Raw genomic sequence first — 26,292 nt, 5'->3', positions numbered from 1 at the left:
ACCGATGCGCGCACTCACCGACATTCAGGGAATCGGCATTGGCCGCGGCATCGCGGTTGGCCGCGTTGTTCGCATGACCGAGCCGCTTCCCGAACCTGCCACCACGCCGAGCACGCGTACGCCACAGGAGGAGGGCGCCCGCATGACCGGTGCCCTGCAGAGCGTTGCCGCTGACCTCGTGGCGCGTGCCGAGCGAGCCGGTGGCACGGCCGGTGAGGTGCTCGAGGCTCAGGCCATGATGGCTGAGGATCCCACTCTCGTCGACGATGTTACGGACCGCCTCGCAGCCGGGGTCACGGCCGAGCGCGCCGTGTTCGAAGCCTTTGCCGCTTTCCGCGACATGCTCACCGACCTCGGCGGCTACATGGCCGAGCGCGCGGGCGACCTCGACGACGTGTCCCAGCGGGTTATCGCGAGCCTCTCGGGCGTGGCCGCACCCGGAGTGCCCGACCCGGGGCATCCATTCATTCTGGTTGCCCGTGATCTGGCTCCGGCCGACACGGCAACCCTCGACCTGAACCACGTGCTGGGCCTCGTGACCATCGACGGTGGCCCCACCTCGCACACCGCCATTCTGGCGCGGGAGAAATCGATCGTGGCACTCGTGGGTGCCACGCTCGCCGCCGACCTTTTCGAGGGTACCGAGGTGATTCTCGACGCGGCGAACGGTGTGGTCATCGCCTCGCCCACCGCCGAGCAGCTCGCCGAAGCGCACGCGCGGATCGCCGCCCGTGCAGCATGTGCCGAGGCGCCCGTTTTGCCCGGTCAACTGGCCGACGGCACCCCCGTTCCCCTGCTGGTGAACCTCGGTTCGGCCGACGGTGCCGAGCAGGCCGTGGCTCTGGGTGCCGAGGGCGTGGGCCTGTTCCGCACCGAATTTCTCTTTCTCGACTCCGTGACAGCCCCCACCGTGGGCGAGCAGGCCACCGAATATGAGCGGATGCTCCGCGCCTTCCCCGGCAAAAAGGTGGTCGTTCGTGCCCTCGACGCCGGTGCTGACAAGCCACTCGCCTTTCTGAACAGCGCCCGCGAAGAAAACCCCGCGCTCGGACTTCGCGGGCTGCGGGCTCTGCGGGCGTCCGAGGCGATTCTCCGCGACCAGCTCACCGCTCTGGCCCAGGCGGATGCCGCCACCGACGCCGACCTGTGGGTGATGGCCCCGATGGTGGCCACCGTGGAGGAGACCCGGTACTTCGTGACGCTCGCCCGCGAGCTCGGCCTGCGCACCGCCGGGGTGATGGTGGAGGTTCCCGCCGCAGCCCTGCTGGCGGACCGAATTCTCGCTCACGCCGATTTTGCCTCGATCGGTACGAACGACCTCACGCAGTACACGCTGGCTGCCGATCGCATGCTCGGCACGGTGGCCGCCTACCAGGACCCGTGGAACCCCGCGGTTCTCCACCTGGTGGGCGAGGTGGGTGCCGCCGGCGCCGCCCTCGCCAAGCCCGTGGGCGTGTGCGGGGAGGCCGCGGCGGACCCGCTGCTCGCCGTGGTACTCGTGGGGCTCGGCGCCACGAGCCTGTCCATGTCGGCCTCCGCTCTCGCCGATGTGCGGGCCAGTCTCGGTCTTTTCACCCGGGATCAGGCCCACGCCCTCGCGCGCCTTGCCCTCACAGCGGATGACGCCACATCCGCTCGCCTGCTTGTCACCACTGCCGCAGCCCGGCTCACCGAACTTCACCCGTCTGACACCACCACGACACCCCTCGCAGAAACCCCAGCAGAACACCCTAGAAAGGTCCTGAAATGACGACGACGTCAACCGATGCCCCACGCGCGGGCACTCGCGTGCACGTGCAACGCTTTGGAACATTCCTCAGCGGCATGGTCATGCCCAACATCCCCGCCTTCATTGCGTGGGGACTGATCACCGCCCTCTTCATCCCCACCGGGTGGACTCCAAACGCCACCTTCGAAACGCTCGTCGGCCCGATGATCGTGTACTTACTACCCCTGCTGATCGCCAACACCGGTGGCCGCATGGTCTACGACGCCCGCGGTGGTGTGATCGGAACCATCGCCACCATGGGTGTGATTGTCGGTAGTGACATCCCCATGTTCATCGGCGCCATGATCGTGGGCCCGCTGGCCGCCTACCTGCTGAAGAAGGTCGACAGCATCTGGGATGGCAAGATCAAGGCCGGCTTCGAGATGCTCGTGAACAACTTCACGGCCGGTATTCTCGGCGCCATCCTCGCCCTCGGTGCGTTCCTCGGCATCGCGCCGCTCGTGACCGCCCTCAGCAACGCCCTCGAAGCCGGTGTGGACTTTCTCATCAGCAACGGCCTGCTGCCCCTCGCGAGCATCCTGATCGAGCCCGGCAAGATCCTCTTCCTCAACAACGCCATCAACTTCGGCGTTTTGACCCCGCTGGGTATCGGCCAGGCCGAATCCACCGGCAAGTCGATTCTCTTCCTGCTTGAGGCTAACCCTGGCCCCGGACTCGGTATCCTCCTCGCGTACACCTTCTTCGGTGTGGGCATTGCCCGTGCCAGCGCTCCCGGCGCCATTGTCATTCAGTTCCTCGGCGGTATTCACGAGATCTACTTCCCGTACGTGCTCATGAAGCCGATCCTCGTTCTTGCTGCCATCGGTGGCGGTATGACCGGTGTGGCCATCAACGTGGCGTTCAACACCGGCCTGCGTGCCCCCGCCTCGCCGGGCAGCATCTTCGCCGTGCTCTTTCAGACGGCGCCCGGCAGCTACGTGGGCGTGATCCTTTCGGTCATCGGCGCGGCCGGTGTGTCATTCTTCATCACTGCCCTCATTTTGCGGGCCAGCCGCAAGCGCGACCTCGCTGCCGGCGCCGACCTGGACCTCATCGCCGCCGTCGCCAAGACCGAAGCCAACAAGGGTAAGTCCAGCTCGGTTCTCGGTGGCCTCCTCGGTTCCTCCGAAGCGGATGCCGCGGCGCCCGTTCGCCCGCTGTCCAACATCGTCTTTGCCTGCGACGCGGGCATGGGTTCCAGCGCCATGGGTGCCTCCGTTCTGCGGAACAAGATCAAGAAGGCCGGTATCGAGGGCATCACGGTGACCAACCAGGCCATCGCGAACCTCGACGGTTCAGCTGATCTCGTGATCACGCACCAGGACCTCACGGCTCGGGCCCGGGCTAAGTCCCCGGCATCCGAGCACGTATCGGTGGATAATTTCATGAATAGCCCCAAGTATGACGAGGTCGTGGGCATGCTTGCGGCCCAGGCCCAAGAAGGAGTCACTCGATGAGCCAGATCCTCGAACCCCGCAACCTTATTCACGAGGGAACCGCCCGCACCCGGGACGACGCCATCCGTGAAGCCGGTGCGCTTCTGGTGGAGTCCGGCTCGGTGAGCGCAGACTACGTGGCGTCAATGTTCGAGCGGGAGGCATCCGTTTCCACCTATATGGGAAACTTTCTGGCCATTCCGCACGGCACCAACGACGCGAAAGAGTCGATCCTGCGCTCGGCGCTCTCGCTGGTGCGGTACGCCGAACCAATCGACTGGAACGGTCAGCCGGTGCGTTTCGCGGTGGGAATCGCGGGGCTGAACAACGAGCACCTCGAGATTCTCTCGAAGATCGCCATCGTGTTCTCCGACGAAGACGAGGTTGCCAAGCTGATTGACGCGGGTTCGGCCGAGGAAATCTTCGCCCTGCTCGAGGAGGTCAACGCAGAATGAAGGCTATTCACTTCGGCGCAGGCAACATCGGACGTGGCTTCGTCGGACTCCTGCTCCATGAGGCCGGGTACGAGGTTGTCTTCGCCGACGTGAATTCGGCCCTCATTGAGTCGCTGCAGACCGCGGCAACCTACGAGGTACGCGAACAGGGCGAAGGTGCACGCGTGCATGTCGTCGACAATTTTCGGGCCATCAACAGCGCCACCGACACGGAGACGCTGATTGACGAGATTGCCACAGCCCAGGTGGTCACCACGGCGGTGGGACCCAACGTGCTGAAGTTCGTGGCACCGGTGATTGCGGCCGGGCTCGCCCGCCGGTTGGCCGAGTTGCCCCCACTCTCGGTCATCGCCTGCGAAAATGCGATCAACGCCACCGATCTGCTGGCCGAGCACGTGCACAGCCACGTGACGGAGGCCGACTGGCCGCACATTGCCGCCCGCGCGGCGTTCGCCAACACGGCCGTTGACCGGATCGTGCCCAACCAGGCTGCCGATGCCGGCACCTCGGTGACGGTGGAGGCCTTCTACGAGTGGGTGATCGAACGCGGTGCCTTCGCCGGCGCCGAACCGATCATTCCCGGCGCAACCTTTGTCGACAATCTCGGCCCCTACATTGAGCGCAAGCTCTTCACGGTGAACACGGGCCACGCCACCATCGCCTATCTGGGCCAGCAAGCCGGCGCAACGAGCATCGCTGAGGCTCTGCAGATTCCGGCGGTCGTGGCTGCCGCCCGCAGCGTGCTCGAGGAGACGTCCGCCCTGCTGGTGAGCAAGCACGGACTCGACGAGGCCGCCCAGCGCGCGTATCGCGAGAAGATTCTCACCCGGTTCAGCAACCCCGCGCTGCTGGACACCACCCTGCGCGTGGGGCGCGAGCCGCTGCGCAAGCTCAGCCGTAACGAGCGTTTCATTGGACCGGCAGCCGAAATTGCCGAGTCGGGAACCACGCCCGTGGCGTTGCTGGCCGCGATTGGTGCCGCGCTGCGCTTCGCGGTTCCTGCCGATGAGCAGAGCGTAGAATTGCAGCGCCTGCTGCGGGCAGAGAGCGCCGAGCACGTGGTGCAGCAGGTCTGCGGGCTTGCGTCAGGGCATCCGCTCTATGCCCACGTGGTGCACGAAGTCCGCGCCGCGCAGGGATTATAGGACGGAATTGGCAAAAAGCAATTACGTACCATAGGATAGACCCTTGGTGTGCGGTAGCGTCTTTTGCGGCGTGTCCGAACATCACATCCACGCATGACCAGCAATCAATACAAAGAGCGACAGTGAGGCTATGGCCAAAAAAGACGGTGTCATCGAAATCGAGGGCGCGGTAGTCGAAGCTCTGCCCAACGCGATGTTTCGCGTTGAGCTGTCCAACGGCCACAGAGTTCTTGCCCACATCTCGGGCAAGATGCGTCAGCACTACATCCGCATCCTTCCAGAGGACCGCGTGATCGTTGAGTTGAGCCCTTACGATCTGACCCGAGGCCGGATCGTCTACCGCTACAAGTAACGGATGCTGTAAGTAACGGCTTCCGGCATCCCGGGGGTACGAAGACAGCGAGAACAAGGAATCACCATGAAGGTTAAGCCCAGCGTCAAGAAGATCTGTGACAAGTGCAAGGTCATCCGCCGTAATGGCAATGTGATGGTCATCTGCGAGAACCCTCGTCACAAGCAGCGCCAGGGTTAGTCTCAGCGGACTCGCAAGAGTCCGTTGATGTTCTGCCTCAGTAACTAAATATCGATAGCAGGTCCGGGAACCCGTGAGGGTGACACCATCGGTTGGAGGCCGGTGTACAGGAGCTGCTACAGACCTCCAATCACTAACAGGAGACACAATGGCACGTCTAGCCGGCGTCGACATCCCGCGCGATAAGCGCGTGGAAGTTGCATTGACTTACATTTACGGTGTTGGCCGCACGAGGGCTATCAAGACCCTCGCCGACACCGCCATCGACGGAAACATCCGAGTCAAGGATTTGAGCGACGACCAGCTCGTCCTTCTCCGTGACTACATCGAGGGAACCTTCAAGGTTGAGGGTGACCTCCGCCGTGAGGTTGCCGCTGACATCCGCCGCAAGGTCGAAATTGGCAGCTACGAGGGAATCCGTCACCGCAAGGGCCTGCCCGTGCGTGGACAGCGCACCAAAACCAACGCTCGCACCCGCAAGGGCCCGAAGCGCACCGTAGCCGGCAAGAAGAAGGCGCGCTAGGCCTCGGCCTAGTTCGCTAACGCCTTTAGGATTCAGGAGAAATTCATGGCACAACCCAAGTCGGCCGTACGGAAGCCGCGTAAGAAAGAGAAGAAGAACGTTGCTGTGGGCCAGGCCCACATCAAGAGCACCTTCAACAACACGATCGTTTCGATCACCGACACCACTGGTGCCGTTATCAGCTGGGCCTCGTCGGGCCAGGTTGGCTTCAAGGGTTCACGTAAGTCGACCCCGTTCGCCGCGCAGCTCGCTGCCGAGTCGGCCGCGCGCCAGGCTCAGGAGCACGGCATGAAGAAGGTTGACGTCTTCGTCAAGGGCCCCGGATCGGGACGCGAAACTGCGATCCGTTCACTTCAGGCCGCTGGCCTCGAGGTGGGTTCGATCAACGACGTCACTCCTCAGGCGCACAATGGTTGCCGCCCGCCGAAGCGCCGCCGCGTTTAATTCCTTGTGCTGATGGGGCTTGTCGTTCGTCGATGAGGCCCATCAACCTCAGGCCGGGCGCCAGGTGAAAACCTGACGCCCGGCTTCGACCCTTTCAGAATTTGTAACCACGTCATTGCAAGTGTCATATAGCGGACACTTAGCCGAAAGGAATTAACAGTGCTTATTGCACAGCGTCCCACGCTCACCGAAGAGAACATCTCGGAGTTCCGGTCCCGGTTCATCATCGAGCCGCTCGAACCTGGCTTCGGTTACACCCTCGGGAACTCACTTCGCCGCACCCTGCTCTCCTCGATCCCGGGAGCTGCTGTAACCAGCATCCGTATCGATGGCGTGCTGCACGAGTTCAGCACCGTTCCCGGTGTTAAAGAAGATGTCACCGAAATCATCCTCAACATCAAGGGCCTCGTTGTCTCCAGCGAGCACGACGAGCCCATCACCGCGTACCTGCGCAAGCAGGGTGCCGGTCAGGTTACCGCCGCGGACATTTCGGCTCCGGCCGGGGTCGAGATTCACAACCCCGAGCTGGTTATCGCAACCCTCAACGACAGTGCCAAGTTCGAACTTGAACTGACCATTGAGCGTGGCCGTGGTTACGTGTCCAGCGCCCAGAACCGCAACGAGTTCTCCGAGGCCGGCCAGATTCCGGTCGACTCGATCTACTCGCCCGTTCTCAAGGTGACCTACCGCGTCGAGGCAACTCGTGCCGGTGAGCGTACCGACTTCGACCGCCTCGTCGTTGACGTGGAAACCAAGTCGGCCATCTCGCCTCGCGACGCCATCGCATCGTCCGGTCGCACGCTGACCGAACTGTTCGGTCTGGCCCGCGAGTTGAACACCGCAGCCGAGGGCATCGAGATCGGCCCCGCGCCGGTTGACGCCGTGCTCTCGACCGAGTTGTCGATTCCGATCGAGGACCTGGACCTGTCGGTTCGTTCGTACAACTGCCTCAAGCGCGAAGGCATCAACAACGTCAGTGAACTGGTCGCCCTCTCGGAGACCCAGCTGATGAACATCCGTAACTTCGGACAGAAGTCGGTTGACGAGGTGAAGGACAAGCTCGTTGAGCTCGGCCTGTCCCTGAAGGATTCGGTTCCCGGATTCGACGGAGCGCACTTCTACAGCGGCTACGAAGAAGAGACCAACTAAGGCTCGTCTTCGCGACTGCCTTTCGATTTTTGATACTGGAGAATAACAATGCCTAAGCCCACAAAGGGGCCCCGTCTCGGTGGCGGCCCGGCGCACGAGCGCCTCATGCTTGCGAACCTGGCTGCTGCCCTGTTCACGCACAAGTCGATCAAGACGACCGAGACCCGTGCCAAGCGCCTGCGTCCGCTCGCCGAGCGCATGGTGCAGTTCGCCAAGCGCGGCGACCTGCACGCCCGTCGTCGCGTTCTCGCGACGATCACCGACAAGTCCGTTGTGCACGAGCTGTTCACGGTCATCGCCCCGCAGGTCAACGAGCGTCAGGGCGGTTACACCCGCATCACGAAGCTCGGTTTCCGTAAGGGTGACAACGCATCCATGGTTCAGATGGAGCTCGTTCTTGAGCCCCTGACGCCCAAGGTCAAGCACTCCAAGACCTCCACGGTGACGGCTGAGAAGCCCGTCGTTGAAGAGGTTGTTGTTGCTGACGCCGCTGTGGACGAGCCCGTTGAGGCTCCCGCCGAGGTTGCTGCCGACGCAGCCGCCGAGACGGACGCCAAGTAGTTAGAACCACCCGCACCACCCGCAGTACATGAAGGGCCCGACTTCGGTCGGGCCTTTCGTGCGTGTGGGGTCATCGCGCATAGGCTTGTTTCATGACTGAGACCCTGCGACCCCTGAACGAACGCGTTCTCGCTCCCGCGTCGCTCGCCCTGCCGATCCACCCCGATGTGGCCGAATGGCGCCCGGCCACCGAGAGTGACATCGACGGCATCTGGCAGTTGCGTGAAGCCATGGGCCGCCTCGATCACCCGAACTACCTCACCACCCGCGGCGCAATTGCCGCGGACTTCGGCTACTCACACGTAAGCGCCGAACGGGATTCCCTCGTGGGTCTCGACTCCGACGGTCGCATTGTCGCCAACGGCATGGTGCTCTGCCCGCCGCGCCAGGAAACACTCGTGCGGTCCATTCTGATTGGCGGCGTGCATCCCGAGCTTCGCGCCAGGGGAATCGGCCGTCAGCTACTCGCGTGGCAGGTGGGACGGGCGAAGCAGCAGCTGGCCGCGTCGACAAAACGTCTGCCGGGCTGGATCTTCGCCTACGCCGACGAGCGTGCGCCGCAGAGTGCGCGCCTGTTCGACCGAGGCGGGCTGGGCCTGGCCCGGTACTTCCTGTCGCTGGAGCGGCCGCTGACCGAGCCGATTCGGTCTGTTGAGCCGGCCGCCGGCATCCGCCTCTCTGCCTTTACGGTCGACGACTCGGAGCGGGTGCACGCGGCGCGCGACGACGCCTTCATGGACCACTGGGCGAGCCAACCGATGAGCGACGAGAACTGGGCAGCCTTTGTGAACGGCCGCTGGTTTCGACCCGACCTGTCTTTTGTGGCCTACGGCACGGACAGCGCCGGTGTGGAGCAGGTCGTGGGCTTTGTCTTGTCGACCGCAAACGAGAACGTGTGGCAGACGCAGGGGTTCACGGGAAGCTACATTGACCTCGTGGGTGTCACAAGCGGATGGCGCGGCCGTCACATTGCGCAGGCACTCCTGGCCGCCCAGCTGGAGGCCGGGCGCGCACTCGGACACGACCGCGTGACTCTGGCGGTGGACTCGGATAGCCCCACGGGAGCCGTGGGTCTCTACACCGGCATGGGCTTCGTACCGAGCCACCGCAAGATGGCGTACACGCTCGAGTTCTAGGCGCTACCGCGAGGACGGGCGGCGAGTGGGCAGGTTGGCGAGACGCTGCACGGCCGCGGTAACGGCATCCGTGTAGAGCTGGCCGCCGTCCGTGCCGGGGTGCACGCCATCGCCCGCGAGCAGGTCGGTGCGCGGTGCAATGGCATCATGCCAGTTGGCCAGTTCAACGAGACGGTTGCTCGCAGCGAAGGAGGCGAGCGATGCGTTCACGCCCTCGGTCCAGTCCCTGTCGGCGTATGCATTCACGAGAATGAGCTTGCGGGTGGGGCCGATGGCGCTTTTCACCGCATCCAGCTCCGCCGCCGTGATCGGGCCATTGGTGCCGAGGCCCACAACGACCACCGGTCGCAGCGTGCCGGCTTGATTGAGCTCCTGTAATATTCCGGCAGCGGAATGCATGCCGCGGGATACCGCAGCATCGATGGAGATGCCGGGAAATGCGGTCTGCAGCTCCGGCGCCGACGCCAGCATGACGGAGTCGCCGACCGCGGTGATCGTTGCGCCCTCGGGGAGGGCAGCAGGTGCGGCGGCGGCCACACGCGCGGCAGCAGCCTCGGCACGGGCCGCTGCTTTCGCGGCGGCATCAATCGCACGTTGACCACGTGCAATCTCGATCTCGGCGGTGGTGAGAACGGGGGCGGTGACCAGGGCGGCCGCTGTCCCGCCGGACGTCAGAACGAGAACCGCGACGAGGGCGACCACAAGCGAGCGTCGTCGCAGGGGTAACCGCCAGACGGTCATCAGGCGGCTGATGGTGCCGCGAACGCCGTCGCGCCGCACGGGAGTCTCCAGCCAGCGATAGGACGCCACTGACGCACCGAGCGTGATCGCAGCAGCGAGCACACCAAGGAGCAGCACGTGCCACACGGACGGTGTTCCCGGCAGCCCCACCTGGAGCAGCACGAGAACCGGCCAGTGCCAGAGGTAGATGCCGTAGGAGCGCTCACCGACGTATCGCAGGGGCGTGGCGTCGAGGAGTTCGCCGAACCGACCGCCGCGCACGCCGGCCCAGATGGCCACGGCGGTGAGGACGCTGACGAGTGCCAGGCCACCACGGTAGGTCGCGGCTCCGTCTTCCGGCAACCACAGTGCTGCCGCCGCAATGCCGAGCAGCGCGGCACCGCCCAGCCACGGACGCAGGCGGGGGAGCTCATTACGGGCACCTGCGGGTCGCCGCAATAACAGGGCGAGACTGGCGCCGGTAAACAGGCCGAAACTGTGGGTGTCAGAGCCGTAGTAGGCGCGGGTGGGGTCCACGCCCGGCTGATAGAGGCCCGCCATCCACAGCATCGACGCCACAGCCAGGGCGGCTACGAGCGCCAGCCGCATCCACGGTTTGCGCAGCAGCAAGATGGCGAGGAGGAGCAGGGGCCAAATCACATAAAACTGCTCCTCAACCGCCAGCGACCAGAGGTTTCGAAACAGCTCAGGCTGATCAACGGCAAAGTAGCTCGCGTCATTGGCAATGGAGACCCAGTTGTACCCGAAGGTCACGGCCCCGAGGAGCTGAGCGCCGATGCCCACCAGAACATCGCCGCCGATCAGCCACGCTGCGGTGCTGCACGCAAGGAGCAACGGCACGAGCGGCGGCACCAGACGGCGGGCTCGACGCTGCCAGAAGTTGCGCAGCGACACCCGACCGGTGCGGGTGTGCTCGGACACCAGTAGCCCGGTGATCAGAAAGCCACTGATCACAAAGAACACGTCGACACCGATGAAACCGCCCGGCAGCACATCGGGAAAGAAGTGGTAGATCACCACGGCGACCACGGCGATGGCGCGCAGGCCGTCGAGTCCCGACAAGCGACCGCTGACCCGCGGTGAGTGTGGAGCGGTGGCCACGGGGGGAGAGGCGACCAGACTGGTCTGCGATGTTTGCGTTGGCTTCATAATTGCTCGGTGATTCGGAGCTAACCGAACAACAAAGATAACCCTACCCAGCCGCCTAGGCTGGTAACTGTGAATCTCTTAGCGCCTCGTGTCGGCCCACCCTGGCCCGCGGCCACGCGCATCCGCCTCGACATCGCCTATGACGGCACAGATTTCGCGGGTTGGGCGAGCCAGCCCGGCTTCCGAACCGTGCAGGCCCAGATCGAAGAGGGCCTCGCGACCATTCTGCGCCGGTTCCCGCCGCACCCCACCCTGATTGTGGCCGGCAGAACGGATGCCGGTGTGCACGCGCGCGGGCAGGTCGCCCACTTCGATCTCACGCCCGAACAGGCCGACGCGCTCGTGCGGGCTAAGCGGGGCACCGGCGATCGCCCGCCCCTTCCGCTCGCCGTCGCGGTGCAGCGCCGTCTCAGCGGTGTGCTCGTGACGCAACCCGACATTGTGCTGCGCCGGGCCACCGTGGTTCCCACCAGTTTCGATGCCCGGTTCTCTGCGCTGTGGCGACGGTACGAGTACCGCATCTCCGATCTGCATGCACTGCGTGACCCGCAACAGCGTCTGCGCACCACGTGGCATCCGGGAAAGCTTGATGTCGACCTGATGGATGCCGGTGCGGCCAACCTGGTGGGACTGCACGACTTTGCCGCGTACTGCAAACCCCGGCCCGGTGCCACGACCATTCGAACGCTGCAGGATTTTCAGTGGCGTCGAGACGACGACGGGGTGCTCATTGCCACCCTCACAGCGGATGCCTTTTGCCACAGCATGGTGCGCGCCCTCGTGGGTGCGTGCGTGTCGGTGGGGGAGGGCAAGCTCGACGCCGCACGACTCGTGAATCTGCACATTGAGCGGGCACGCATCACGGAGTTCAAGGTGATGCCCCCCGAAGGCCTCACGCTGATGGACGTGGGCTACCCCGAGGACGCAGCCCTCGGCATCCGCTCGCTGGAGACCCGTAATCGGCGCGCGCTTCCCACCCTCTGAGCGTCGACTTGCACTAGGTTCGGCGGGCGCGTAGTGTTGACCCTTGATGTCTGCGCGTTGCAGCGCGACATACGAACGTGAGCCCTCCATCGACAGTGTTTTCATCACGAAAACACGCCCGGAGCGGGATTCACGAACACCTCCGTTCGAAAAGAAGAAAGCAGCACAATAGTGACGCGCACTTACACCCCCAAGGCAAGCGAACTCCAGCACGACTGGGTTGTCATCGATGCCACCGATATCGTTCTCGGACGTCTGGCCAGCCACGCGGCAATTCTGCTGCGCGGCAAGCACAAGGCAACCTTCTCCCCGCACATGGATGGTGGCGACTTCGTCATCATCGTGAACGCGGACAAGATTGCATTGACCGGCAAGAAGCTCGACCTCAAGATCGCCTACCGCCACTCCGGTTACCCGGGCGGCCTCACGGCAACCAACTACTCCGAGATGCTCGAGAAGCACCCCACGCGTGCGGTTGAAAAGGCGATTCGCGGCATGCTGCCGAAGAACTCGCTCGGCCGTGCACAGCTGACGAAGCTCAAGGTCTACGCCGGCCCCGAGCACCCGCACTCCGCTCAGCAGCCCAAGCCGTACACCCTCGGCCAGGTCGCGCAGTAGCGCTGACCGACCAGACTTCTCGACTCTAGAAAAAGGATTCAACCCATCGTGGCGCAGATCGCAGACCAGATTGACGCAACTCCCGAGAGCTACTCGACCGAGACTCCCGCGGAGACTGTAACCAAGGCGCCTCGCGCCGTCCTCAACGTTCCCGGCGCAGCCGTGGGCCGTCGCAAGCAGGCCATTGCCCGCGTGCGTATCGTCCCCGGCTCCGGAACCATCGTTGTGAACGGCCGCGAGTTCGCCGATTACTTCCCCAACAAGCTGCACCAGCAGCTCATCAACGACCCGTTCAAGGTTCTTGACCTTCTCGGCTCGTACGATGTCATCGCTCGCATCACCGGTGGTGGCCCCTCCGGCCAGGCTGGCGCGCTTCGCCTCGGCATTGCTCGCTCGCTCAACCTGATCGACGAAGAGAACAACCGCGCCATCCTGAAGAAGAACGGCTTCCTGAGCCGCGACGCTCGCGTCAAGGAGCGTAAGAAGGCTGGACTCAAGAAGGCCCGCAAGGCGCCTCAGTTCTCTAAGCGCTAACCCCCACGTCGGATACCCAGACTCTATGTCTCGACTATTCGGCACGGACGGCGTTCGGGGCCTGGCCAACCGTGATCTCACGGCTGGCCTGGCCCTGAGCCTTGCCCAGGCCAGCGCAGCAGTATTGACCACCGGTCGTCGTGCCACCGCACGCCTCGCCGAGGGTCGCCGCCCGGTAGCAGTGGTCGCCCGCGACCCCCGCATCTCCGGAGAATTTCTGACGGCCGCAGTCTCGGCCGGACTTGCCAGCAGTGGCGTCGATGTTCTCGACGCCGGGGTCATCCCCACCCCTGCCGCAGCCTTTCTGATCGCCGACATCGGCGCCGACTTTGGTGTGATGATTTCCGCCTCACACAATGCGGCCCCCGACAACGGCATCAAGATCTTCGCCTATGGCGGAACCAAACTTCCCGACGATGTCGAGGACCGCATTGAGTCCTACATCGGCCGCGACACGCTTATGCCCATCGGTGGCGATGTCGGCCGCGTGCGCCGGTTCGCCGACGCCGAGGACCGCTACGTCGTGCATCTGCTCGGCACCCTGCCGAACCCGCTTGCTGGCATTCACGTGGTGCTCGACTGTGCTCACGGCGCCGCTGCCGGAGTGTCACCCCAGGTTTTCACCGATGCCGGCGCTCGCCTCACGGTGATCGGCGCCGACCCCGACGGCCTCAATATCAACGACGGCGTGGGTTCGACTCACCTCGACAACCTCGCCAGGGCCGTGCTTGAACACGGGGCAGACATCGGCATCGCCCACGACGGCGACGCGGACCGCTGCCTCGCCGTTGACCGCGAGGGCAACATCATCGATGGTGACCAGATCATGGCCATTCTCGCCGTGTCCATGGCTGAGCGTGGAGTGCTGAAAGACCGCACCCTCGTCGCCACGGTCATGAGCAACCTCGGCCTGCGTAAGGCCATGGCCGAGAACGACATCCGTGTCGTGCAGACCAAGGTCGGCGACCGGTACGTGCTCGAGGAACTCAACGCACACGGCTATTCCCTGGGCGGCGAGCAGTCCGGACACGTCATCATGACGGAGTTCGCCACGACCGGCGATGGCATTCTCACCGGGCTGCACCTCGTTGCCGAAATGGCGCGCACCGGCAAAACAATTGCCGAGCTCGCCTCGGTGATGACTGTCTACCCGCAGATTCTCGTGAATGTGCGTGGCGTCGACCGTTCGGCTCTCGTGTCGGACGACGTGATTGCCGCGGCCGTCGTTGCCGCCGAGGCGGAACTCGGCGACACCGGACGTGTGCTGCTTCGGCCCTCGGGCACCGAGCCCATGGTTCGCGTCATGGTTGAGGCTGCCGATCAGCCCACCGCGGACCGCCTTGCGCAGCAGCTGGCCGCGCTCGTTCTCGAGCGCCTCGCGAACTAGCTCTGCCCGGCTGCTCGCCTCCCGCCGTTACTGGGCGTTTTCAGCGGCGTCTGTGTCGCTAGTTCAGGAGATCCGAGTGCTTTTGGCTGGGGGCTCCCGGAAACACGCGGGAGCCCGCCGGTGTTCTGCCGGTTCTCCTGAACTAGCAGCCGGGCACCCGAGCCACCGGCGGTCGTGAGCCGGCGTGGCGCTGCGTCTCGTCGCGCCGAGTGGATGCGTCGCCTGGCGCTCGGGCACGATCAGTCTGCGGCGGTGTCTGTCGCTAGTTCAGGAGATCCGAGTGCTTTTGGCTGGGGGCTCCCGGAAACACGGGGGAGCCCGCCGGTGTTCTACCGGTTCTCCTGAACTAGCAACGGGGTGCCCGAGCCACCGGCGGGTATGAGCCTCCGCCGAGGACGGCCGGGCCGGGCTGACATCGAGCCGAGGCTTCGCGTGGCCCGTGGCATCTGGAGCAGTGCAGTCTGCGGCGGTGTCTGTCGCTACTTCAGGAGATCCGGGTGCTTTCGGCTGGGGGCTCCCGGAAAGACAGGGGAGTCCGCCGGTCTTCTACCGGATCTCCTGAACTAACAACGGGGCACCCGAGCCACCTGCGGGCACGAGCCTCCGCCGAGCCGGGCCGGGCGCGGCATCCACCTGTGCTGTCTCGACGCTTCCCGACCACCTGCGCTTTCCGGCGACTCCGAGCCGCTCAAATAGCAGATGGTCGCCGCTGGGCGCGAAGTACCGCGTCGTGGATGGTCGTGGGCGCACCGTCAGTGCCGACGACAGTGCGTGCACGGGCGTCGGTCACAAGAATCTCCCACTGCGCCGGGTCGAGGGTCTCGGCGATGCTCTCCGGGGTGAAAAATAGGTCGGCGCGCGGTGGGCGATGCACCCCGGACTCCATGTCCGACGGATGATGGCCCACGATCAGCAGAGTGCCGCCCGGCGCAACGGCTGCAGCCAGGCGTGCGAACAGGACCACTCGTTGAGCGCTCGGCAGATGCATGAACTGCGAGGTGATGAGATCGAATGTGGCCGGGGGTGGCGTCCAGTCCACGATGTCCTGTTGCAACCACTCGATGCGAGCAGCGATGTCCGGGTCCGCGGCGCGCGCTCGGTCGGCGGCGCGATCGAGGGCGACATTGGAAATGTCGACGGCGGTGGTGGCCCAGCCTCGGGCGGCGAGCCAGATGGCATCCGCTCCCTCGCCGCTGCCGATGTCGAGGGCCCGACCGGGCGCGAGTTCGGCGGCCTCACTCACGAGGACGGGGTTCGGGTTGCCACTCCACACCGAGGTGCTGTCGCGGTAACGGGTGTCCCAGTAGGCGGCATCGAAGGCGGGCTCATCCATGTGGTGTTCAGTCATAATGTGCTCATACTCCATCGTGGATCATGTCGGCCCCGATTGCCAAGCTGCGGGCGCGACCGGGCTGCGCGCAGGAGCTCGTGTGCTCTCGCTACCCGGAGCGTTGGGCCGCAGCGCCGTGCAGCTGGGAGCTTGGCTGACCGCCCGGTCTTTGTTGGGCCGCCGGTTGCTAGTTCAGGACATTGCCGGTTGGAGCGGGGGCGGGCCGCGTGTTTCCGGGGGTGAGCGGATGCCAGGGGGCCGGATCTCCTGAAGTAGCAACACGCGAGTGCGCGCACCAGGCCAGGGCACTGGATAAGCGCACCGGGCGGGCAGGTGTTTGTGCCCTGGGACGAGCTGGGCCGTGTCGCGGGCCGCCGGTTGCTAGTTCAGGACATTGCCGGTTGGAGCGGGGGCGGGCCGCGTGTTTCCGGGGGTGAGCGGATGCCAGGAGGCCGGATCTCCTGAAGTAGCAACACGCGAGTGCGGGCACCGGGCGGGCACCGGGCGGGCACCGATCGCGCACCGCGCGGGGACGGCGGGCAGGTGCGTCTGGCAGTATGACGTCATGGACCTCAAAATCGCAGGCAAGACCGCACTCGTCACCGGTGGCACTAAGCCTCGATCCACCGGTCGAGTTAGGGTCGTAGCGGCGCGTTAAACAGAGAATGCCACTCGGATCAGGAAAAATAGAACTTACTTAGGGTTCATTTCAACCGATTCGAGAGGCATCTCGTAGATGCAACTTTTCCACAGTTCCAGCCGCTTGTCAGCCACCTTCGACGACACGAATCTCGTGTCGTCCGCGGGGCTTGTCCCCGCGATGGCGTTGGCGGTGAAAACCGGCCTCAGCGACCTCGCCGATGCATGGCTGACCTTGCCGGGGTACTTCGGCGCGAACTCGGGGTTGAAAGTCACCGCGTTGGTCGCGGGGATGCTCGCTGGTGCCGATTCGATTGATGACATGGCGTTGCTGCGGCACGGCGGGATGAAGAAACTCTTCGTCGGGACGTATGCCCCGTCGACGTTGGGGTCGTTCCTGCGGTCGTTCACGTTTGGTCACGTCCGTCAGTTGGACGCCGTCGCTTGGCGGTGGCTGGTCAACGTCGCCGCACACACCCCGATCGTGGCGGGCATCGACGACTATGCCCTTGTGGACATCGACGACACGATCAAGGAAGTCCACGGATATCAGAAGCAAGGCTCCGGTTACGGCTACTCCGGAGTGCGCGGCTTGAACGCTCTGATCGGCATCGTCTCCACACCCCAGGCGGCACCGATCATCGTCGGCTCCCGGCTGCGGAAAGGCGCGGCCGGTTCCCCGCGCGGCGCGGGAAAGTTCGTCGGGGATGTCCTCGCCACCGTGAAACGCCTCCGCAGCCAGACGGCCACCGGCCTCGTGCTGCTGCGCGCGGACAGCGCGTTCTATGGGCACGCGGTCGTCGCCGCCGCGCACCGGGCTGGCGCAAAAGTGTCCATCACGGCACGCATGGACCCGGCCGTTAAGCGCGCCATCGGCACGATCACCGATGACCAATGGACGACCATCAACTACACCGATGCGATCCGGGACGAGGCCACCGGCGCGTGGATATCGTCCGCCGAGGTCGCGGAAGTCGTGTTCACCGCGTTCAGCTCGCGCAAGAAGGCCGAACGCATCGTGGGGCGCCTGGTCGTGCGCCGGATCCCGGAACTGAATCAGAAGGCGACCGAAGGGCAGCCGACCCTGTTTGACACGCATCGGTTTCATGCGTTCTTCACCACCAGCGACCTGGACACTGTCACCGCGGACCAGACCCACCGGCAGCACGCCATCATCGAGCAGATTAACGCCGACCTTAAGGACAGCGCGCTGGCGCACCTGCCATCAGGTGTGTTCACGGCCAACGCGGCCTGGCTCGTGCTGGCCACGATCGCCTTCAACCTTTCGCGCGCCGTTGGTTCGCTGGCCGGCAGCGATCTCGGCAAGGCACGCAGCGGCACCATTCGTCGCAAACTCATCAGCATCCCCGCCCGCATCTCCACCTCGGCACGCAGGATCACCCTGCACCTCCCCGCAAACCGCCGCCACCTAACCACCAGCCACCCGGCGAACGAAGACTTGGAACACCACCGGCAGCAAGGTCGGCAGCCTCGCCCTGCCCGCCACCAAAAACCACGATCTGAATTCAGTGACGCCGATCAGTCAAGGCAGACCGGTGGATCGAGGCTAAGGGAATCGGCCGAGCCATTGTGAATACGTTCGTGGCCGAGGGCGCGAACGTGGCATTTTGCGCACGGAGTGCCGAGGAGGTGGCGGCCGTTGAGGCGATCTTCGCCGACAGCCCCAGCACCGTGATCGGGTCCGTGCTGAATGTGCGCGACGCCGTCGCTCTCACGGCCTGGGTGGACGCCTCCGCGCAAAAATTCGGCGGCGTCGACGTGATTGTGGCCAACGTCAGCGCGCTGGCCATTCCCGACACAGCCGAGAACTGGGTCGACTCGTTCGAGGTTGACGTGATGGGAACCGTCAATCTCGTGAAGGCGGCCCTGCCGTACCTCGAGAAGAGCGACGCGCCCTCCATCGTGGCCATCTCCAGTGTGTCGGGGCGCGAGGCCGACTTCGCGTCGGGTCCCTATGGCACGGCCAAGACGGCGATCATCGGCTACATCGGAGGCCTGGCGCTGCAGCTGGCCCCGACCGGAATTCGGGCCAACACGGTGTCGCCGGGCAACACCTACGAGCCCGGCGGCGTGTGGTCGAGCATCGAGACCGGCAACCCGGACCTGTATTCCCTCGCCCTCGGCTTGAACCCCACCGGCCGGATGGGCACGGCCCAAGAAATCGCCTCCGGTGTCGTCTTTCTCTCCAGCCCCGTGTCGAGCCGCACCACGGGCACGAACCTGCTGATCGACGGCGCGCTCACCCGCGGCATTCAGTTCTAAACAGCGAGAGAAAGGGTCACGACATGGACATGATCGAGTTCACCCCGGAACGCTCGCAGTTCGTCTACACCTTTGGTGGTGCCGAGCCGGTAATGCGCGTGCACCCGGGAACCGCCCTCGCCCTGTGGTCAGAGGATGCCTACAACCACGCCCTCCGCTCGGTCGACGACCTCGCGAGCAAGAATCTCGACGTGCGGTATCTCAACCCGCAGACCGGCCCGTTCTATATTGTGGGAGCGGAACCGGGAGACACCCTCGCCGTGCATATCGTGAGTCTCACGCCCGCTCGTAGCTGGGGCGCATCGGCGACGATTCCGTTCTTTGGCGGCATGACCAGCACCGACCGCACGGCCATGCTGCAGCCGGCCCTGCCGGAAGCCACCTGGATCTATGAGGTGGACTCCGTCGCCGGAACCGTGGGCTTTCAGTCGCGCTTCGGCAATTTTGAGGTGGCCCTGCCGCTGGCCCCCATGCTCGGAACCGTGGGCGTGGCACCCGCGGGCGGCGAGGTGCGCTCGTCCCTCGTTCCCGAGCGGTTTGGCGGCAACATGGACACGCCCGAAATGCGCGCGGGAACCACCGCCTATTTCGGCGTCAACGTGGAGGGCGCGCTGCTCTCCATCGGCGATGGTCACTACCGGCAGGGTGAGGGCGAGGCCTGCGGCACCGCCGTGGAGGGCGCCATGAACTCGGTGATTGTGGTCGAGCTGATCAAGGGGCACGCGCCACTGTGGCCGCGGCTCGAAAACGACGACTACTGGATGGTCGTTGGGTCGTCGCGCCCGATGGAGGATTCGTGGCGCATTGCTCAGCTAGAAATGATCCGCTGGCTCTCCGAAATGTTTGACCTCCACGAAATGGATGCCTACCAGCTGCTCAGCCAGACCTCCGAGTCTCCCATCGCGAACGTCGTTGATCCGAACTACAGCGTCGTGGTGAAGGTGCGGAAGTCGTACTTCACCACCGGCACGGCCTTTGACGGTTTGCACCAGGAACTGCGCTCCCGCGCGAAAACCCTTCGGTGAGATCAGCTCACTCCGCCTGCTGAGTCGCGGCACGGACGGTGCCGTGGCAGCACTCGACCTGAACGCTCTGTTGTGGGTAACCGGCGGCAGTGTGATCCTGAACCGGTCACCGCTGTACTGTCGGCCCCGGCATGTTCGGTCTCAGTGTGCTCGGCTTTAGTGTGCTCGGCTTCAACGTACTCAGGTCGTTCAGGAAGCGGATGACCACCTCACGTTCGGCAGGTGTCAGCCGGGCGACCGCATCGAAACGCTGGGCATGGTTCCGGCCGATTGTTTCTCGCACCTGCTTGTGTGTGCGTTTGGTGACGGTGATCATCAGAGCCCGCCGGTCTGAGGGGTGTGGTGAGCGCTCAATGTGGCCGCCCGCGGCCAATCGATCTAAGAGCTTGGTCGTCGACGCCGTGGAAATAGTGAGGTGCTCAGCCAGTGCGCCGGGGGTGACAGTGACATCATGTTTCTGCGACACCACGAGAAAGCGGAGCGCTCGCATGTCGGTCTCATTGAGTTGCATCAGGCTTCGCGACTGAACGCTCAGGCTCTGCTCCGAGTCGCGCCAGTGGCGGATGCCGAGCAGAACACGAGTGACCTGTGCGATCTCCGCGTCGTCCATAGTGGAGTAGTCCGCGAGGTGCTGATGCGGGTCATTGACCCGCGGCTGCAGCGAGACATCAGTAACCAGTTCAGGCCTGGGTCGCGGCGCGGGCATAGTGTCATCGTAGAACCTCTCACATCTCTTTCCAATCTATTTACTTGCTAAGATCATTGAAGTTATTAAAGGAGGTGCGGTGGCAAAGGTGACCGACGTAGAAGAGGTCGTTTTGCTCAGTACCGATGGTCAGCCGATCGGCGTTGCGCCGAAGGCTACCGTGCATGACACTCAGACTCCGCTCCATCTGGCGTTCTCCTGTCACGTGCTGAACGACGCCGGGGAAGTGCTCGTTACGCGTCGTGCCCTGTCGAAGCGCGCCTGGCCGGGGGTCTGGACGAATTCCTTCTGTGGCCACCCGCAGCCCGGCGAATCGAGCATGTCCGCGGTCAGCCGTCGTGCCGACTTCGAGCTCGGTCTGACCCTGGCCGACCTCACCCTCTCGCTTCCCGACTTTCGCTATCGGGCCGTTGATGCCTCGGGTGTTGTGGAGAATGAGATCTGCCCGGTTTACCTGGCAACAGCTGCGAGCCCCATTCGCGCACATCCGGACGAGGTGATGGACCATGCCTGGGTGGATGCCGCCAAGCTGGGTGAGTCGATTCGGTTGTCTCCGTGGGCTTTCAGCCCGTGGTTGGTGCTGCAGGCGCAGGAGCTCCCCCTTCTGGGCGGCGTACCGGTGTCACGTGAGGACGTACTGCGATGACCGAAAAAGTATCGCTGTTCAACGTTTCCACGTCTGTGGCCGAGGTCACGACGCGCATGACGGAATTCTTTGACGAGAAGGAACGACTGGCGGCCTCGCTGAGCGGTCAGTATGCCGAGCTCTGGGCGGCAGCACGCCAATCGAGTGCGGGAGGGAAGAAATTCCGTCCGGCCCTGGTGGTCAACTCCTATCAGGCTCTCGGCGGCACTGACCATAACGCTGCCGTTGTGGTCGCCACCGCTTTTGAGCTTCTGCACACGGCTTTTCTCCTGCACGACGATGTCATCGACGGCGACACCATGCGGCGCGGGCAACCGAACCTCGCGGGGTCATTCTCGGCGCAGGCTGCCGTTCGCGGCGTTCGGGCGGGTTCAGCAGCCACGTGGGGTGAGGCATCCGCTATTTTGGCTGGTGACCTGCTTATTTACGCGGCTCAGTCCCAGGTAGCCCGACTGAATGTGGCAGAGCCCATTCGGGTGGCCCTGCTGGATCTGCTGGAGGAGTGCCTGTTCGTCACGGCAGCGGGTGAGCTGGCCGACGTGTCGTTCAGTACCAGTGTGCAGTTCCCCGAGCTCTCCGAGATCGTGTCCATGACCCAGTGGAAGACGGCCCACTATTCCTTCCAGGCTCCCTTGCAAGCCGGCGCGATTCTTGCCGGGGCCGATCATGAGACGATGCGTGCCCTGAGCGAGTACGGTCGCAACATTGGAATCGCTTTTCAGTTGCGTGACGACATTCTGGGGGTCTTCGGAACAGAGGACGTCACCGGAAAAAGTGCCATGAGCGACCTGCGAGAGGGAAAGATCACCCTCCTCATGGGTTACGCGCTTCAGCGCAGCGGTACCGACGAGCTTCGTGAGGTCCTCACTCGCGAGCATGTCACCGAGTCCGACGCTCACCGGGTGCGGGAGCTGCTCGACAGCACCGGCGCACGGGATTTCATTGAGAATCTGATTTCGGACTACGCGCTTTCTGCCCTGGCCGCACTTGAATTGCCTTCCATCCCCTCCAGCTTGCGTGAGCAACTGACGGAAGTGGCGAACAAGGCCTGTGAACGTTCCGCATGACCATTTCCCACAACGACGCCGCTGACGATCTGCGGCTGTACACGCTTGCGGCGCACAAAAGCTCAGCCGGAATCATCCGCGAGTATTCCACGTCGTTTGGGATGGCCACCCGACTACTCGGTCGAGCCATCAGACCGCATGTGGAGAACATCTACGGACTGGTCCGAATCGCCGACGAGGTTGTGGACGGGGCCGCCGGTGCGGCGGGACTGGATGTGGCCGCCCAGCGTGCTCTGCTCGATGACCTCGAGGCCGAAACCGAACGTACCCTGGCGAATGGGTACAGCACCAACCTCACCGTTCACTCATTTGCTATGACGGCGCGAGCCGTGGGCTTCGGAACGGAGTTGACGCGCCCGTTCTTCGCGTCGATGCGACGCGACCTTGATCCGTCGGACTTCACGGTGGAGCAGGTTCGCGACTATATTTATGGATCTGCCGAAGTCATTGGACTCATGTGTCTGAGCGTCTTCCTGCACGGCGTGCCGTGTTCTCCCGAGCAGCGTGCTCGGCTTGAGGCTGGTGCCCAGCGACTTGGCTCGGCCTTTCAGAAGATCAACTTTCTGCGAGACCTCAGCGTTGACTGGCACGAGCTTCATCGCAACTACTTTCCCACCATCGATCCCGATCGTCTCACCGAGCTGCAGAAGCGTGAACTCGTTGCCGACATCGAGCTAGACCTTGACGCTGCTGTGGCGGTCATCCCCGAATTACCTCAGAACTGCCGCGTCGCAGTTGCCGCTGCACATGGCCTGTTCGCCGCGCTCACCGACCGCGTGCGGGCAACTCCGGCATCAGACCTGCTCGCGATACGCATCCGCGTGCCCAATGCAGGAAAACTTCGTATTGTAATGGCGGCGACGACCCGCAGACGGGTGCGCTGAACTCATGACCGAACACAAGAAGACTGCCGTTGTCATTGGTGGCGGCATTGCGGGTCTGGCCACCGCAGCACTTCTGGCTAGGGACGGACTCTCCGTCACTCTGCTGGAGGCCAACGCCGACCTGGGCGGTCGCGCGGGAAGCTGGGAAAAAGACGGTTTTCGCTTCGACACCGGACCGTCCTGGTACCTCATGCCGGAGGTCTTCGAGCACTTTTACCGCCTGCTGGGAACCAGTAGTGCCGAGCAGCTCACGCTGTCCCGGTTGGACCCCGGCTACCGCGTCTTCTTCGAGAAGCACTCGGAATCCGTGGATATCGCGGCTGACCGTGCCACCAACCTGCGCACCTTCGAGCGCATCGAACCCGGCGCCGGCGCGGCACTCGAAAAATATCTGCAGTCAGCTAAAGACACCTACACCGTGGCGGTGCGGCGCTTCCTCTACAGCACATTCGAGTCATTCCGCACGCTCCTGGTAGCCGATGTGCTGCAGCGCGTTGCCCGTCTGGCTCGGCTGCTGTTGCAGCCGCTCGATCGTTTTGTCGCTAAGAGGTTCACCGACAACCGCCTGCGGCAGATTCTCGGGTATCCCGCCGTCTTCCTCGGTTCGGCTCCGTCGCTGACCCCGAGCATGTACCACCTGATGAGCCACCTCGACATGGATGACGGTGTCTACTATCCCGATGGCGGTTTCACCGAGGTCATTGCCACGTTTGCGCGGCTCGCCGAGAAGGAGGGCGTAACGATTGTCACCGGGGCACGCGCCACGCAGATCTCCACGAGCGTCACCGACGGTCGCGCGAGTGTGAGCGGTGTTCGGTACACGTCCACAAACGGCGTCACGGGGCACGCGCCCGCCGACGTGGTGGTCTCCGCTGCCGATCTGCACCACACCGAAACCGAGCTCCTGCCCGAGGAGTTACGCACCTATCCGGAGAAGTGGTGGACCACCAAGGTCGCTGGCCCCGGAGCTGTTTTGGTGTACCTCGGTGTGAGCGGCGCGCTTCCCGAGCTCACCCATCACAGCCTGTTCTTCACCGAGGACTGGGCCGATAACTTCGGTCGCATCTTCAGCAAGCCCACCAGCATCCCTGACCCCGCATCAATCTACGTCTGCCGTCCGAGCGCCACCGACGCCAACGTGGCGCCCGCCGGGCATGAGAATCTCTTCATCCTCGTGCCGGTACCGGCGGATCCCACCATCGGTTCCGGTGGCGTGGATGGTGCCGGCGATGCCGTCGTCGAGGGTGTTGCAGACACCGTCATTGCGCAGATCGCCACCTGGGCAAAAATCCCGGACCTCGCGGAACGCATTGTCGTGCGCCGCACGCTGGGCCCGGCCGACTTCGAGCGCGACCTCAACTCGTGGAAGGGCAGTGCCCTTGGCCCCGCCCACACGCTTCGCCAGAGCGCGTTCCTCCGTGGCAAGAATGTGTCCGCAAAGGTTGACGGTTTGTTCTACGCCGGCGGCACGACGGTTCCCGGGATCGGGCTCCCCATGTGCCTGATCAGTGCTGAGCTGGTCATCAAGCGACTGCACGGTGACACCACAACAGAGGCGCTGCCGGAGCCCTTGTGAGCGTCAGTTATCTGCTGATTCTTCTGGTCGTGATCGGCTGCATGGCCCTGATCGATCGAAAGTTTCGGTTGTTTTTCTGGAAGGATCCGCGGCGCGCGTCGATTGTCATGGCGGTGGGCCTGGTGTTTTTTATCGCCTGGGACCTGCTCGGAATCTACCTCGGGATCTTTTTTCGCGGTGAAACGTCGTACATGACAGGCATTCTGCTGGCCCGGGAACTGCCACTCGAGGAGCCGTTCTTCCTCGTGTTTTTGAGTTACCTGATCATGGTGCTCATCACCGGCATCGAACTGACCATGCGTCGAGTGCGGGAGCGCCGTTCATGACCTACACGTGGTTGAGTCTGATTTTTCTGGCCATTGCGGCCGGGGTACTCGTTGTGGCGCTGGTGTCGTGGCGTGCGCCACGCGGAGAGCTGCTGGCCCGCTGGCGGTTTCCGGTGATGGGGGCCGGTATCGTGGTGATGGTGTTGACGGCAGCCTTTGACAACGTGATGATTCAGAGTGGTCTCGTGGACTACTCCTCCGAAAACATTTCCGGACTGTATGTGGGGGTGGCGCCCGTGGAAGACTTCACGTACCCGCTCGCCGGGCTGATGCTGCTCCCCGCGCTGTGGCTGCTGCTCGGAAGGCGTGGTGCGAATGAAAACTAGCAGCCCTCGCCAAAAAGTCGGCGCACTCTTCCTCGCCTCTCGCCCGGTCAGCTGGATCAACACCGCATTCCCCTTCGCTGCCGCCTACCTTCTCACGGGCCAGCAGGTTGATGCCGCCCTCGTGGTGGGCACACTGTTCTTTCTGGTTCCCTACAACCTGGCGATGTACGGCATCAACGATGTGTTCGACTACGAGTCTGACCTCGCGAACCCTCGCAAGGGTGGCCTCGAGGGTGCCATCCTGCAGCGCTCCGACCACCGCATGGTTCTCACCATTGCTGTGCTGAGCACCGTGCCCTTCATCATCGCCCTGGTCATCCTGGGCAATCCACTGTCGTGGTTGGTTCTGGCCGTTAGTCTATTTGCGGTCGCCGCGTACTCCGTTCCCGGGTTGCGGTTCAAAGAGAGACCGTTTCTCGACTCGATCACAAGCAGTACGCACTTCGTTTCTCCGGCCGTGTATGGTCTCGTCCTCGCCGGTGCGACCATCACACCGCAGCTGCTCTCGCTCCTGATCGGTTTCTTCCTGTGGGGGGTGGCCAGCCACGCTTTCGGAGCCGTGCAAGACGTGATTCCGGATCGGGCCGGCAACATTCACTCCATTGCCACCGTCATGGGTGCACGGTGGACGGTGCGCTTCGCCATGTTGATGTGGATTGTTGCGGGAATTCTGATGCTCTCCACCACCTGGCCAGGACCGTTGGCCGCCGTGTTGGTGCTGCCGTACGTTGCAGCCGCCTTCCCGTTCCGGTCCATTTCAGACGACGATTCCGAGCAGGCCAATCGCGGTTGGAAACGGTTCCTGTGGATCAATTACACCGTGGGTGCTTTCGTGACCATGCTGATGATCTCCTACGCCATGACCCACACCTGACGCTGAACGTCGGTCAGTGCCCGGACACAGGCTCGGCCTGAGATCGGG

27 protein-coding genes and 1 pseudogene are annotated in these 26,292 nt (G+C 63.9%); 25 read left to right on the top strand and 3 right to left on the bottom strand.

Annotation, left to right across the window (positions count from 1 at the left end):
• The first annotated feature begins 4 nt into the window (after window positions 1-4).
• From ptsP to H4V99_RS13650, 11 genes are all read left to right on the top strand, one after another.
• Window positions 5-1,750: a phosphoenolpyruvate--protein phosphotransferase gene (gene ptsP / locus H4V99_RS13700; protein WP_280679219.1), complete on the top strand. Its 1,746-nt coding sequence runs from the start codon at window positions 5-7 to the stop codon at window positions 1,748-1,750.
• Window positions 1,747-3,225 (top strand): PTS mannitol transporter subunit IICB, encoded by a 1,479-nt coding sequence (locus H4V99_RS13695; RefSeq protein ID WP_280679217.1) that lies wholly within the window; start codon window positions 1,747-1,749, stop codon window positions 3,223-3,225. The genes ptsP and H4V99_RS13695 overlap by 4 nt, the downstream gene beginning before the upstream one ends.
• Window positions 3,222-3,659 carry a PTS sugar transporter subunit IIA gene (locus H4V99_RS13690; RefSeq protein WP_280679215.1) on the top strand — a complete coding sequence of 146 codons (438 nt, stop codon included), beginning with the start codon at window positions 3,222-3,224 and terminating at the stop codon, window positions 3,657-3,659. The genes H4V99_RS13695 and H4V99_RS13690 overlap by 4 nt, the downstream gene beginning before the upstream one ends.
• A complete protein-coding gene (locus tag H4V99_RS13685) occupies window positions 3,656-4,804 on the top strand; it encodes a mannitol-1-phosphate 5-dehydrogenase (RefSeq protein ID WP_280679213.1) in 1,149 nt (382 codons plus the stop codon). The genes H4V99_RS13690 and H4V99_RS13685 overlap by 4 nt, the downstream gene beginning before the upstream one ends.
• A gap of 130 nt (window positions 4,805-4,934) precedes the next feature.
• Window positions 4,935-5,156, top strand: coding sequence for a translation initiation factor IF-1 (infA, locus tag H4V99_RS13680; RefSeq protein WP_035834638.1), 222 nt, complete (start codon window positions 4,935-4,937; stop codon window positions 5,154-5,156).
• 66 nt (window positions 5,157-5,222) lie between these two features.
• Entirely contained in the window at window positions 5,223-5,336 is a 114-nt protein-coding gene (gene rpmJ / locus H4V99_RS13675; RefSeq protein WP_035834639.1) for a 50S ribosomal protein L36, read from the top strand.
• Between the two features lie 148 nt (window positions 5,337-5,484).
• Window positions 5,485-5,859 (top strand): 30S ribosomal protein S13, encoded by a 375-nt coding sequence (gene rpsM, locus H4V99_RS13670; RefSeq protein WP_280679184.1) that lies wholly within the window; start codon window positions 5,485-5,487, stop codon window positions 5,857-5,859.
• Between the two features lie 45 nt (window positions 5,860-5,904).
• A complete protein-coding gene (gene rpsK, locus H4V99_RS13665; RefSeq protein ID WP_092107270.1) occupies window positions 5,905-6,303 on the top strand; it encodes a 30S ribosomal protein S11 in 399 nt (132 codons plus the stop codon).
• A 159-nt stretch (window positions 6,304-6,462) separates the two neighbouring features.
• Window positions 6,463-7,452, top strand: coding sequence for a DNA-directed RNA polymerase subunit alpha (locus H4V99_RS13660; RefSeq protein WP_280679181.1), 990 nt, complete (start codon window positions 6,463-6,465; stop codon window positions 7,450-7,452).
• 48 nt (window positions 7,453-7,500) lie between these two features.
• Window positions 7,501-8,013 (top strand): 50S ribosomal protein L17, encoded by a 513-nt coding sequence (gene rplQ / locus H4V99_RS13655; RefSeq protein WP_280679179.1) that lies wholly within the window; start codon window positions 7,501-7,503, stop codon window positions 8,011-8,013.
• A gap of 92 nt (window positions 8,014-8,105) precedes the next feature.
• A complete protein-coding gene (locus H4V99_RS13650; protein ID WP_280679177.1) occupies window positions 8,106-9,149 on the top strand; it encodes a GNAT family N-acetyltransferase in 1,044 nt (347 codons plus the stop codon).
• 3 nt (window positions 9,150-9,152) lie between these two features.
• On the opposite strand, the gene H4V99_RS13645 is transcribed toward H4V99_RS13650, so the two are convergent.
• Window positions 9,153-11,039 (bottom strand): acyltransferase family protein, encoded by a 1,887-nt coding sequence (locus tag H4V99_RS13645; RefSeq protein WP_280679175.1) that lies wholly within the window; start codon window positions 11,037-11,039, stop codon window positions 9,153-9,155.
• 69 nt (window positions 11,040-11,108) lie between these two features.
• On the opposite strand from H4V99_RS13645, the gene H4V99_RS13640 reads away from it, so the two are divergent.
• From H4V99_RS13640 to glmM, 4 genes are all read left to right on the top strand, one after another.
• Window positions 11,109-12,023 (top strand): tRNA pseudouridine synthase A, encoded by a 915-nt coding sequence (locus tag H4V99_RS13640; RefSeq protein ID WP_280679173.1) that lies wholly within the window; start codon window positions 11,109-11,111, stop codon window positions 12,021-12,023.
• 171 nt (window positions 12,024-12,194) lie between these two features.
• Window positions 12,195-12,641 carry a 50S ribosomal protein L13 gene (rplM, locus tag H4V99_RS13635; protein WP_280679171.1) on the top strand — a complete coding sequence of 149 codons (447 nt, stop codon included), beginning with the start codon at window positions 12,195-12,197 and terminating at the stop codon, window positions 12,639-12,641.
• Between the two features lie 48 nt (window positions 12,642-12,689).
• Window positions 12,690-13,175: a 30S ribosomal protein S9 gene (gene rpsI, locus H4V99_RS13630; RefSeq protein ID WP_052542615.1), complete on the top strand. Its 486-nt coding sequence runs from the start codon at window positions 12,690-12,692 to the stop codon at window positions 13,173-13,175.
• A gap of 25 nt (window positions 13,176-13,200) precedes the next feature.
• Window positions 13,201-14,562: a phosphoglucosamine mutase gene (gene glmM / locus H4V99_RS13625; protein WP_280679167.1), complete on the top strand. Its 1,362-nt coding sequence runs from the start codon at window positions 13,201-13,203 to the stop codon at window positions 14,560-14,562.
• 688 nt (window positions 14,563-15,250) lie between these two features.
• Here the strand turns inward: glmM and H4V99_RS13620 are convergent.
• Entirely contained in the window at window positions 15,251-15,910 is a 660-nt protein-coding gene (locus H4V99_RS13620) for a class I SAM-dependent methyltransferase (RefSeq protein ID WP_280679165.1), read from the bottom strand.
• 718 nt (window positions 15,911-16,628) lie between these two features.
• Between H4V99_RS13620 and H4V99_RS13615 the strand changes: the two are divergent.
• The 3 genes and pseudogenes from H4V99_RS13615 to H4V99_RS13605 form a co-directional block, all read left to right on the top strand.
• Window positions 16,629-17,945, top strand: a pseudogene (locus H4V99_RS13615) (IS1380 family transposase); the annotation flags it as partial.
• A 176-nt stretch (window positions 17,946-18,121) separates the two neighbouring features.
• Window positions 18,122-18,814, top strand: coding sequence for an SDR family oxidoreductase (locus H4V99_RS13610; protein ID WP_280679163.1), 693 nt, complete (start codon window positions 18,122-18,124; stop codon window positions 18,812-18,814).
• Between the two features lie 23 nt (window positions 18,815-18,837).
• Window positions 18,838-19,839, top strand: coding sequence for an acetamidase/formamidase family protein (locus tag H4V99_RS13605; RefSeq protein WP_280679161.1), 1,002 nt, complete (start codon window positions 18,838-18,840; stop codon window positions 19,837-19,839).
• 106 nt (window positions 19,840-19,945) lie between these two features.
• Here H4V99_RS13605 and H4V99_RS13600 read toward each other — a convergent pair whose 3' ends face one another.
• Window positions 19,946-20,545, bottom strand: a complete 600-nt coding sequence (locus tag H4V99_RS13600; RefSeq protein WP_280679159.1) for a MarR family transcriptional regulator — start codon at window positions 20,543-20,545, stop codon at window positions 19,946-19,948.
• A gap of 88 nt (window positions 20,546-20,633) precedes the next feature.
• On the opposite strand from H4V99_RS13600, the gene idi reads away from it, so the two are divergent.
• Genes idi through H4V99_RS13565 form a run of 7 tightly spaced genes read left to right on the top strand, consistent with a single transcriptional unit; the run spans window position 20,634 to window position 26,244 of the window.
• The gene (idi, locus tag H4V99_RS13595) at window positions 20,634-21,191 is read left to right on the top strand and encodes an isopentenyl-diphosphate Delta-isomerase (protein WP_280680137.1); all 558 of its coding nucleotides are present in this window, start codon (window positions 20,634-20,636) and stop codon (window positions 21,189-21,191) included.
• Window positions 21,188-22,258, top strand: coding sequence for a polyprenyl synthetase family protein (locus H4V99_RS13590; protein ID WP_280679157.1), 1,071 nt, complete (start codon window positions 21,188-21,190; stop codon window positions 22,256-22,258). The genes idi and H4V99_RS13590 overlap by 4 nt, the downstream gene beginning before the upstream one ends.
• On the top strand, window positions 22,255-23,142 hold the full coding sequence (locus H4V99_RS13585) for a squalene/phytoene synthase family protein (protein ID WP_280679155.1): 888 nt from the start codon (window positions 22,255-22,257) through the stop codon (window positions 23,140-23,142). Before H4V99_RS13590 ends, H4V99_RS13585 begins: the two co-directional genes overlap by 4 nt.
• Before the next feature lie 4 nt (window positions 23,143-23,146).
• On the top strand, window positions 23,147-24,718 hold the full coding sequence (crtI, locus tag H4V99_RS13580; RefSeq protein ID WP_280679152.1) for a phytoene desaturase family protein: 1,572 nt from the start codon (window positions 23,147-23,149) through the stop codon (window positions 24,716-24,718).
• On the top strand, window positions 24,715-25,044 hold the full coding sequence (locus H4V99_RS13575) for a lycopene cyclase domain-containing protein (protein WP_280679150.1): 330 nt from the start codon (window positions 24,715-24,717) through the stop codon (window positions 25,042-25,044). Before crtI ends, H4V99_RS13575 begins: the two co-directional genes overlap by 4 nt.
• On the top strand, window positions 25,041-25,370 hold the full coding sequence (locus H4V99_RS13570; RefSeq protein ID WP_280679149.1) for a lycopene cyclase domain-containing protein: 330 nt from the start codon (window positions 25,041-25,043) through the stop codon (window positions 25,368-25,370). Before H4V99_RS13575 ends, H4V99_RS13570 begins: the two co-directional genes overlap by 4 nt.
• Complete coding sequence (locus H4V99_RS13565) at window positions 25,360-26,244, top strand: prenyltransferase (RefSeq protein ID WP_280679147.1); 885 nt, start codon at window positions 25,360-25,362, stop codon at window positions 26,242-26,244. The genes H4V99_RS13570 and H4V99_RS13565 overlap by 11 nt, the downstream gene beginning before the upstream one ends.
• Window positions 26,245-26,292 lie beyond the last annotated feature (48 nt).

The sequence above is a fragment of the Cryobacterium sp. CG_9.6 genome, from assembly GCF_029893365.1.
GTDB lineage: Bacteria > Actinomycetota > Actinomycetes > Actinomycetales > Microbacteriaceae > Cryobacterium.
The sequence above is the reverse complement of the archived record's forward strand: the minus strand, read 5'-3'. Positions and strand labels throughout refer to the sequence as shown.